Raw genomic sequence first — 9228 nt, forward strand, 5'->3', positions numbered from 1 at the left:
AAAGCCTCCATCTTTTTTATACACTGTAAAGTCCAATTAATGATAATAAGTTTATTAAAATTCCTACTAATATAGCTCCAACAGGTCCTACTGCCATATCTACTATAGGTTTCTTTGATGTTTTGTTCAATACATATAAACCTACAACTATAAAGAATCCTAATTTTGGAGCCATTTGATTTGCAGCCATCATACCGCCAACTAATAATGCAACTTCTAGAACTTTTGACATAGCTGTTCTTATATTGTCTCCAGCTTTTCTCATTCCAGGGAATTTATCAAGCATTTTTGCAAGAACTTCTAATAAAAGAACTTCTAAAGTTATAACTATTGCTCCCAATATGAAAGCTAAGAAAGCATTTTTTGTTAAAATTCCTACAACGAATACAAATGTCATACCAACTGGTCCATAAACACCTGTAGCAAGTGCTGTTGTAGCAACTAATGGGATGAATCCTATTCCTCTTGCGAATGCAGTTAAAGCTGCTTCAGTATTTTTTCCTTCAGCTAAGAGGTTTAATGATATAGGATCTCCTGCTAATGTTCCATAGCTTGTAGCAGCGGCAACTAATCCACCCATTATTGCAAGCCAAATAACATTTTTCTTTATTCTCTTTACTCTGTCTCCAAATAATCCTTTATAATCCATTTGTGTTGCATTTGGATCAGCTTTTTCATTCATTGCGTATATTAACATAACTATCATTCCAGCGAGTAAAGCCATACCTTCTGGATTTAAAGCTATTTTTGAATCTCCTATTGTAAATATTCCATAGTACTGTGTTATTTGTCTAACTAAGAAAGATATTACTAAGGTTATCATTCCATTTTTTACTCCGTATTGATAACCAACAACAACTGCTGGAAATACTGCAAATGCTGCAATTATAGGAGCTCCAACTTGTCCTAAAGCTGGTAAAAAGTTTACAGGTAATTTTGCAAATACATCTACTATTGATTGAAGTCCAAATAATAACCCTAAACCGTATAAAGCACCTATTACACCAGCAATTATTACTCCTTTTTTGCCATCAGGTGACCATGTTCCAATAATATCTGTTCCCAATAGTATGGAATGTATTAAGATTATTGTTGCTGCTATTGAAACAGGAATTCCAAATCCTATAACAAGACCAAAACCAAGTGCGAAACTTGTTGCTGCAAGAGCTTTTTTGTCTATTCTTCCTTCTAAATATTCAGGAACAATAGGCCTTAAACCATCGTTAAATACTGCTACACCTTTGTTTGCAAGAATAGAAGCGAAACCGCCTATCAATGCGATTAAAATGTACTCCATGGAATTACCCCCTAAATTTTATTTTAAGATTTCCTTCATGATTACAGGTATAACTTGGTCCATATGTTGTGGTGTAAATCCAAATGCTTTTTTACCGTTTTTTACTTCTGATATTATTTCAGCATCTGATTTTACATTTCCAGGCATAGAAACTGTTGCACACATTGGCATTCCCAATAAAGCTATTGCCATTGCTAATGCACCACCTCCACCAGTATTACATGCACCAAAGTAATAATCTGCTTGTCCAGTTTTTATTGCCATTGCTGCTTCCATATCTGATTTTACTTCTACTGATACATTATCTCCACCAATAGACTTTATTTTTTTTGCCACTGCGTCTTTGTCAATCTGACCACCAACAACTATTTTTAGCATTTTTATGCCCCCTTTTATTATTTTAATTCATTGTTTAATAGTACACATAAATGCATTTGAATGAAGGATTTTTCATTTTCAGGAATTTCTAATTTTATTATATTTTCTATTTTTTTTATGATATTTAAAGATTCTTCAAAGTATTTATCAGCTTTTATTTGTTCAATTATAAAATCATCTGCTGAGTCTATTTTTTCATCTTTTTTTATTCTTGTTAAAGCAATTGAAAGATGAGTTATAAGCATCGCTCCATTTTCTTCATTTAATTCTATTTTGTAATCATCAAAAATGGATTTTATTATTTGATTTATTTCTTCAAATGTTTTTTGATCTAATTGTCCTGATTCTTTTAAAATATTTAGTCTGTCTTTTAGTTCCATGTTTGCCTCCTTAATAATTTGGAATTATGTTTCCTTTTACAACATTTTTTTGATATGTTTTTACAAGATTTTGATCTATTATGTCTAATAGAAGATTTTTTATTCCATCATTTGTTTTATTTACCACAATTACAGCTTGAGTATCTTCACCTTTTATATTTTCACGTTCAAGTTTATAATATTTTATATCCATTTTTCTTTCATTTATTTCATCAACATTCCATATGGCTGCATCTATTTCTTTGTTTATTACCTTCGATAATATTTGATTATAAGGTAAATCTATGAAGTTCACATCTATACCTTTACAGGCATCAAGTGTTAATATGTAATGGTCTAATGAAGATTTATCTATACCCACTTTCATATTTTTTTCTATTTTAGTTTTTGCTTTTTCTGAAAATATCATGGCATGTTCATTAACATATGAATATCTTCCAAAATCCATTATGATTTCTATTTCTTCATTATTTTTTATACTATTCAATGCAGCAAATTTTGAGAGTACTGCAAAGTCATATCTTTTTCTTTTTAAAGCTTCAATACGATTTTTAGCTCCTCTCATATATGCAAGATTGAAAGGAATATTTTTGCCTTCTATTGATTTATAAAGTCCCGTTGAAAGTCCTTCATAAAGTTTTGAATAAGGAAGTGGCATAACTCCCATCAATGTTCCCAAACCTGTAAAATCCCATAGTATTTCATAATTTAATTTCTCTATGAAAGTTCCTTTATGACCTTTCGCTCTTAATTTTATAGCCTGACTATCTTTTAAAAGATTTAAAGCATTTTGAATAGTACCCCTACCATATGAGAATTTTTCTGAGTAATAAGAAACAGTGTTTATTCTCTCGCCTTCATTTTTGGTTATGAATTCCCTCGCCAAAAGTGTGGCTACAAGACCATTCTTTTGCATTAGTTTATTTTTAAATTCCATAAGACATTCCCCCATTGTACAAAATACTGTATTTTTAATTTAAAAAATAAAAAAATAAAAAAAGATTAATAATTACAATAATATACAATTTCCTGTATATTATCAAAATTATAATAAATATTTTTGTTTTATCAAAATCAGATTATAAATAATTATAGTTATTTATTTAAAAATAAGTATGATTAACAATGAAAATCTTCTTTGTATTAATTAAAATAGTTTTATTTTTATTTTTTGAAACTTATTTATTTATTAGTAATCTTTCTAAATATAGAGTATTTTTTATCTATTTAAGTTTAATTACCTTTTATTATAAATTATTGGAATTGATTAATATTTTTTTAATTGTATAATGGAAATTGTAAAAAGAATTAAATATACAGTTAACTGTATATTGTATAATAAGGATTTTTTAATAATCAAGAGGAGGGAGTTCATGAAAAAGATTTTTAGTTTACTTTTTGTTTTAAGTATTTTTGTTTTTTCATTTGCTTTTACAGGTCAAATAGACAGTTTGGTTAAGGATCAATTTAAAGGTGAATTTAAAGCTCATGAGAATAATGCATCTTTATTTATAGAAAAGAATGGTGCATCTGTTTCTGATATGGAACTTTTCATCAATGGTATGAAAGTAAATATTTTTGATTCTGATGAAAATGTTTTGAAAGTAAATGTTTCTAAGTTTGTTGTTGATGGAGTTAATGATATAGCTTTTGTTAATAAATCTAAAAAAGTTGCAAGAGTTGTAGTTCCTTTCATCACACTTGAAAAAGCTTTACCTGAAAAAGCTGGTATGAATTCAGATGTTTTAAGTAAGATTGATGCTGTTGTTGAAGGTGAAATTTCAAAAGGTATAACACCTGGTGCAGTTGTTTTAATAGCAAAAGATGGATATATAGTTAAAGAAAAGGCTTATGGTTTTGCTCAGAAATATGATATAAAAGGATTACTTAAAGATCCTGTATATATGAATACTAATACTATTTTTGATCTTGCTTCTGTTACAAAAGTTATGGCAACTACACAATCTATAATGTCTTTAATATCTGAAGGTAAAATTAATAGTGTTGAAGATAAAGTTATTAAGTATTTGCCAGAATTTGGAAAGAATGGTAAAGAGAATATAACTATTGCAGATTTACTTACACATACTTCAGGTCTTACACCTTGGAAACCAACTTTTTATCATGTTAATAATAGAAAAGAAGAACTTGATTTTATAAATAATTTACCACTCGAATATGAAACAGGTACAGATAGAAGGTATTCAGATTTTAGTTTCATGGCTCTTGGCTTTATTGTTGAAGCTGCAAGTGGTATGCCAATGGAAGAATATGCAAAAACAATTTATAATGAATTAAATATGGTTGATACTGGATATTTACCATCTGAAGATTTAAATTCAAGAATAGCAGCAACTTCTTGGGGCAATCCATATGAATACAGAATGGTTATGGATGATTCTTTTGGTTATAAATGTGAAGAAAGCAAGTATTTTAATGAATTTAATGGTTGGAGAAACTATGTTTTAATAGGACAAGTTAATGATGGTAATGCTTTTTATGCTAATCATGGCGTTGCTGGACATGCCGGATTATTTTCAACAACAGGAGATTTAGCAATTTTAGGACAAACTATGTTAAATGGTGGCGGTTATGACACTACAAGAGTTTATGATGAAGATATAGTAAAAGAATTTACAAGTCCAAAGAGATTTGGCCAAGGTTATGGTTTTGAAGTTGATAAATCTTGGTATATGGGAAGCAATAGATCAAAAGAAACTTTTGGTCATACAGGATTTACAGGAACACAGGTTATATTTGATCCTAATTTTGATTTACAGATAATTATTTTGACTAATAAACAACATAATGGAGTTAATCCATTTACAAAATATAATAGTACTGGATATTTGAGTAGAGAAGTATGTAATATAGTTTATGAATCAATAAAATAATTTATAAGTCAGATGAGAAAACTCATCTGACTTTATTTTTTTAATAGTCCATTTTTTAATATGTCTATTAGATAATTAAATTTTTTTATCGCTTTTTCATAATAATTTTTATCATTGAAATCAATATTTTCTTCTATTATTTTGTAGTAATTTGATATCATAAAACTCATGAGTTCATTTATAAAATCTTCCGGAATATCGGATCTTATTATATTTTTTTCTATTGATGCTTTTATTATTGGTTTTATGAATTGGTTTGTAGCAGATGATAATTTCTTTTGTATTTTTTGATTTATTCTCGGATCTTTTTCATTTACAACATTTTGTCCAAATTTTATATATTCTGGATATTCAGAAGCAAATCTTAAGCCTATTTTCGCGGGTATTTCAAAAACAGAAAATATGTCTGAATAGTCTATTTTGTTTTCATTATAATAATTTTCGAAGTATTGTGATTTTTCTTGAGCAATTTTTTCTATTAAGTAAAAGTATAGTTCTTCTTTTGTTTTGAAGTTGTAGTAAAAAGTGCCTTTACTTATTTGGGCATTTTTTAATATATTATTTAATGAAGCGTTTTGAAAATTTTTGTCGCCAAATTCTTTTATAGCGGAAGACATAAGTCTTTCTTTATTTTTAAACTCTTTAAAATCCATATTCTACACCTCATACTTTAAGCTTAAATTCTTTTGACATTTTTGGTATCATTGCTATTATAACAAGTATGTGTAAAATAAGAGCTATTATAAAACTTGAAAATGAATTTATCATTGTTTCATTTATTCCAGATAATATTATGTTATACACCCAGTATCCTGGGAGTATATAGAAGAAATATTGTATTTTTTGTGGAAGTATAACTGCTATCATTGGTAACATTATGAATATAAAAATTATTGTTTTTGATATTGCAATTGCTGAATTTTGATTATCTGCTATTGTTCCTATTATTATTCCTACTGTTATTGATAATAATGTTCCTAAAATCAATATGTATATGAATTCTAAATAATTAAAATTAAATCCTATAAGTATTATTTGAGATATTATTCCAAGTATTACAGATATTATCGATGCAAATATTATTTTTTCTATCATATATGTTTTTAAATTTAAAGGAGAAACTGAATAAGCTTCTATCATCTTACTTTCTTTGTCTTCTACCATTAAAAATCCCATAGAAACTCCAGGTATACCTATAACAAGAAGTATTGAGAGCGAGGTTATCATATTTAATATTTGATTGTTTTCGATTCCCAATGAACTTGTTTCAATATTGATTTGTCTTTCATTTTGTATATGACTTAGTATATTGTTTAATTGATTTTTTATCAATGGATCTTCATTTCCTTGAACTAATATTTTTATTTGAGAATTTTCATATTTTATTCCTATAATATCATCAAAACTATTTATTCTTTTTATTAGATCTTCTTCATCATCATATTCTTTTATATCATAATATTTTTGTAATTCTGTTTTTATTTCTTTATCTATATTGTTCATTAATAAAAGTTTTGAACTACTATTCATAAATGATGGTGAAAATATTTTTATAACTATTATAAGTATTAAGGGCATTATATAGAATATTATATTTAGTTTGTCTTTTAATATTAATTTAAAATCTTTTTTTAATAAATTTTTTATTTTCATAATATCATCTCCTGATGAGATTTCTTTTTATGGTGATATAAGTTAAAGGACTTATTATTAATAATTCTATAATCGGTACTATTAGTGTTTTTAAAGAATTAGATATATCTCCAGAAGTCATTAAGGTATCTATTCCAAACATCACTGGATATGATGGTATATATTTGAAAATGTTTATATATAAACTTGGATTAAAATATCCCATTACTGGTAATGCTGCGATAACATTGAATATCAAAGCTATATATATGAAATCTGATATAGATGAATAAAATTGTGCGAGAAATAAACCGAATAAAGATACGAGAAAAGCTGAAATGAATATTATTATTGTGTATATTATATAATTTATTTGAAATCCTATAGTGAATATGGCAACTATTATTCCAAATATTATAGCGAGAAATGAATTTATAAGTACCTTTGATAATATATAATTTATTGTTCCCGCCGGAGTTACTCTATATGCAGATATACTACCTTCTTGTTTTTCTTGGAATAACATGGCAGCAATGAATAAAAAACCCATCATTATTACATCTGTTGCTATTAATACAGGAAGCATTTTTTTATTAAAGGATAATTTATTAACTTCTTTTCCCAAGGTTATTATTTCATAGCTTTTATAATTTCTTGAATATAAATTAGATATTATAGCTTTTATATTGTTTATTTGAGTTTGAGATTCATAGCCTCTTAAGACTATTTCGGCAGTATTTTCTTTTAGTATTATTCCAATAGCCGATTCATTTTTTAATAGACTCTCTTTTAATTTATCTTTATCATTTATGTATGTTAAGTTTTTGAAGTTATTTTCAAATATTTTTTGTGATGTTGAATCATAAGCAATTACTTGAGTTTGAGACATTTCTAATTTTTCTGGCAATACAAAATTTATTAAAAGAATATATATTATTGCCATTATTATTATTATTAGCATAAAACTATTTTTAAATGCCACTTTAAAATCTATTTTGAGAGTATTTAGAAGAGTTTTAATCATGATAACCCCCTTCCAGTAATTTGTATAAATATTTCTTCAAGTGTTGCTTCACCAGAGTGTATTGTTAATATTTCTTTTGTATCCATTATTTTTTTAATTTTTTCTTTATCTTCAGTTTTTTCTAAGAATAGAATTATTTCTTTATTTTTATTTTCTTCATGGTATTCAATTTTTACAGATTTATTTCCATATTTTATTTTTAAATTTTTTGGAGTGTCCATTGCAACTATTTCTCCATTGTTTATGAAAGCTACTTTATCGCATAATTCGTCTGCAACAAACATATTATGTGTTGTTAAAAATATTGTTTTTCCATTATTTTTTTCATTTATTATTATTTCTTTTAATTTTTTTGCAGTTGAAGGATCTAATCCGGATAGGGGTTCATCTAAAAATAATATATTTGGATCATTTATAAGAGATCTTGCAAATATTAGTCTTTGTTTCATTCCTTTTGAGTAATCAGAAGCTTTTTTATCTTTATCTTGCAATAATCCAACGCTTTCGAGTAATTTTAAAGGGTCTTTTGTTTTCTTTTTGAATAATCCACCATAGTATTTTAAATTTTCATATCCAGATAGTTTTGAATACATGTTTGGAAGTTCAAAAGATACGCCAATTTTTTCAAAAAAATCTTTTTTTAGATCTTCAGAATTTATGCCATCTATTACTATACTTCCCTTTTGTTTTTTTAGTATTCCAATCAATATTTTTTGTACAGTACTTTTTCCAGCACCGCTGGGACCGAGAAAACCAAATATTTCCCCTTTTGGAATTTCAAAAGAAACATTTTTTACAGCATAATCAGAATTTTCTGAGTATTTATGGAATAAATTTTTTACTTCTATCATTATTTTCACCCCTTTATAGACTAAGTGGTTTAGACCAGTTGGTCTAATAATATCATATTTTTATTTTTTTGTCAATATATGTCAGTGATTTATGATATTATTTTATTATTGGAGGTGATCATATGAAAGAAATTAATTATAGAAAAGATTATAAAAATATTTATTTACCTGGTAAAAAACCATGTATAATTGATTTGCCATCATTAAATTATGTAACTGTTGAATTTGAAGGAGATCCAAATAGAAAAGAATTTTCTGAATTGATTGAAGCTTTGTATAGTTTTAGTTATACTGTAAAAATGTCTTATAAGAGTGAAAGAATACCAGAAAATTATTATAAATATACAGTATTTCCACTTGAAGGTGAGTGGGATGTTTTGAATAAGAGTGTTGGTAATAAAGACAAGAATAATTTTAAAGCAAAGATGATGATGAGACAACCAGATTTTTTGAATGAAGAGTTATTTGATTATTTTTTAAAAATAGTTAAAAATAAGAAATGTGATAATAAATTTGTTGAAAAATTAAAATTTGAGTTCATTGATGAAGGACTTTGTTGTCAGATTATGCATATTGGGATTTATGATGAAGAGTATAAATCTTTTGAAGTAATGGATGATTTTTGTTTGAAAAATGATTTTTTTAGAATAGATAAAAGACATAAAGAAATTTATATTTCAGATCCAAGAAGAACAGAAGTATCTAAATTAAAAACTGTTTTAAGGTATAAAATAGCAAAAAAAGATGCATTATAATTATAATGCATCTTTTT

Annotated in this window: 10 protein-coding genes; 2 read left to right on the forward strand and 8 right to left on the reverse strand. The window is 26.4% G+C overall.

Annotated elements, in window-relative coordinates:
• Positions 1 to 16: 16 nt before the first annotated feature.
• The 4 genes from PWP28_RS07690 to yhfZ are packed head-to-tail and all read right to left on the reverse strand — an operon-like array spanning position 17 to position 2992.
• Entirely contained in the window at positions 17 to 1297 is a 1281-nt protein-coding gene (locus PWP28_RS07690; RefSeq protein ID WP_109604939.1) for a YhfT family protein, read from the reverse strand.
• A gap of 18 nt (positions 1298 to 1315) precedes the next feature.
• Positions 1316 to 1675 (reverse strand): DUF2620 domain-containing protein, encoded by a 360-nt coding sequence (locus PWP28_RS07695; protein ID WP_109604940.1) that lies wholly within the window; start codon positions 1673 to 1675, stop codon positions 1316 to 1318.
• Positions 1676 to 1692: 17 nt separating this feature from the next.
• Complete coding sequence (locus tag PWP28_RS07700) at positions 1693 to 2055, reverse strand: PRD domain-containing protein (protein WP_305081346.1); 363 nt, start codon at positions 2053 to 2055, stop codon at positions 1693 to 1695.
• A gap of 10 nt (positions 2056 to 2065) precedes the next feature.
• A complete protein-coding gene (gene yhfZ / locus PWP28_RS07705; protein WP_109604942.1) occupies positions 2066 to 2992 on the reverse strand; it encodes a GntR family transcriptional regulator YhfZ in 927 nt (308 codons plus the stop codon).
• A gap of 436 nt (positions 2993 to 3428) precedes the next feature.
• Between yhfZ and PWP28_RS07710 the strand changes: the two genes are divergently transcribed.
• Positions 3429 to 4949, forward strand: coding sequence for a serine hydrolase (locus PWP28_RS07710; protein WP_206050562.1), 1521 nt, complete (start codon positions 3429 to 3431; stop codon positions 4947 to 4949).
• Positions 4950 to 4981: 32 nt separating this feature from the next.
• On the opposite strand, the gene PWP28_RS07715 is transcribed toward PWP28_RS07710, so the two are convergent.
• The 4 genes from PWP28_RS07715 to PWP28_RS07730 are packed head-to-tail and all read right to left on the reverse strand — an operon-like array spanning position 4982 to position 8456.
• Positions 4982 to 5602 carry a TetR/AcrR family transcriptional regulator gene (locus PWP28_RS07715; RefSeq protein WP_109604943.1) on the reverse strand — a complete coding sequence of 207 codons (621 nt, stop codon included), beginning with the start codon at positions 5600 to 5602 and terminating at the stop codon, positions 4982 to 4984.
• A 10-nt stretch (positions 5603 to 5612) separates the two neighbouring features.
• The gene (locus PWP28_RS07720) at positions 5613 to 6602 is read right to left on the reverse strand and encodes an ABC transporter permease (RefSeq protein WP_264149291.1); all 990 of its coding nucleotides are present in this window, start codon (positions 6600 to 6602) and stop codon (positions 5613 to 5615) included.
• A 4-nt stretch (positions 6603 to 6606) separates the two neighbouring features.
• Positions 6607 to 7605 (reverse strand): ABC transporter permease, encoded by a 999-nt coding sequence (locus PWP28_RS07725; RefSeq protein ID WP_305081349.1) that lies wholly within the window; start codon positions 7603 to 7605, stop codon positions 6607 to 6609.
• The gene (locus tag PWP28_RS07730) at positions 7602 to 8456 is read right to left on the reverse strand and encodes an ABC transporter ATP-binding protein (RefSeq protein WP_308644524.1); all 855 of its coding nucleotides are present in this window, start codon (positions 8454 to 8456) and stop codon (positions 7602 to 7604) included. The genes PWP28_RS07725 and PWP28_RS07730 overlap by 4 nt, the downstream gene beginning before the upstream one ends.
• 122 nt (positions 8457 to 8578) lie before the next feature.
• Between PWP28_RS07730 and PWP28_RS07735 the strand changes: the two genes are divergently transcribed.
• Positions 8579 to 9211: a GyrI-like domain-containing protein gene (locus PWP28_RS07735; RefSeq protein WP_308644525.1), complete on the forward strand. Its 633-nt coding sequence runs from the start codon at positions 8579 to 8581 to the stop codon at positions 9209 to 9211.
• Positions 9212 to 9228: the final 17 nt, after the last annotated feature.

Origin of the sequence: Oceanotoga sp. (genome assembly GCF_030445905.1) — a bacterium.
In the GTDB taxonomy this organism is placed as follows: Bacteria; Thermotogota; Thermotogae; order Petrotogales; family Petrotogaceae; genus Oceanotoga; species Oceanotoga teriensis.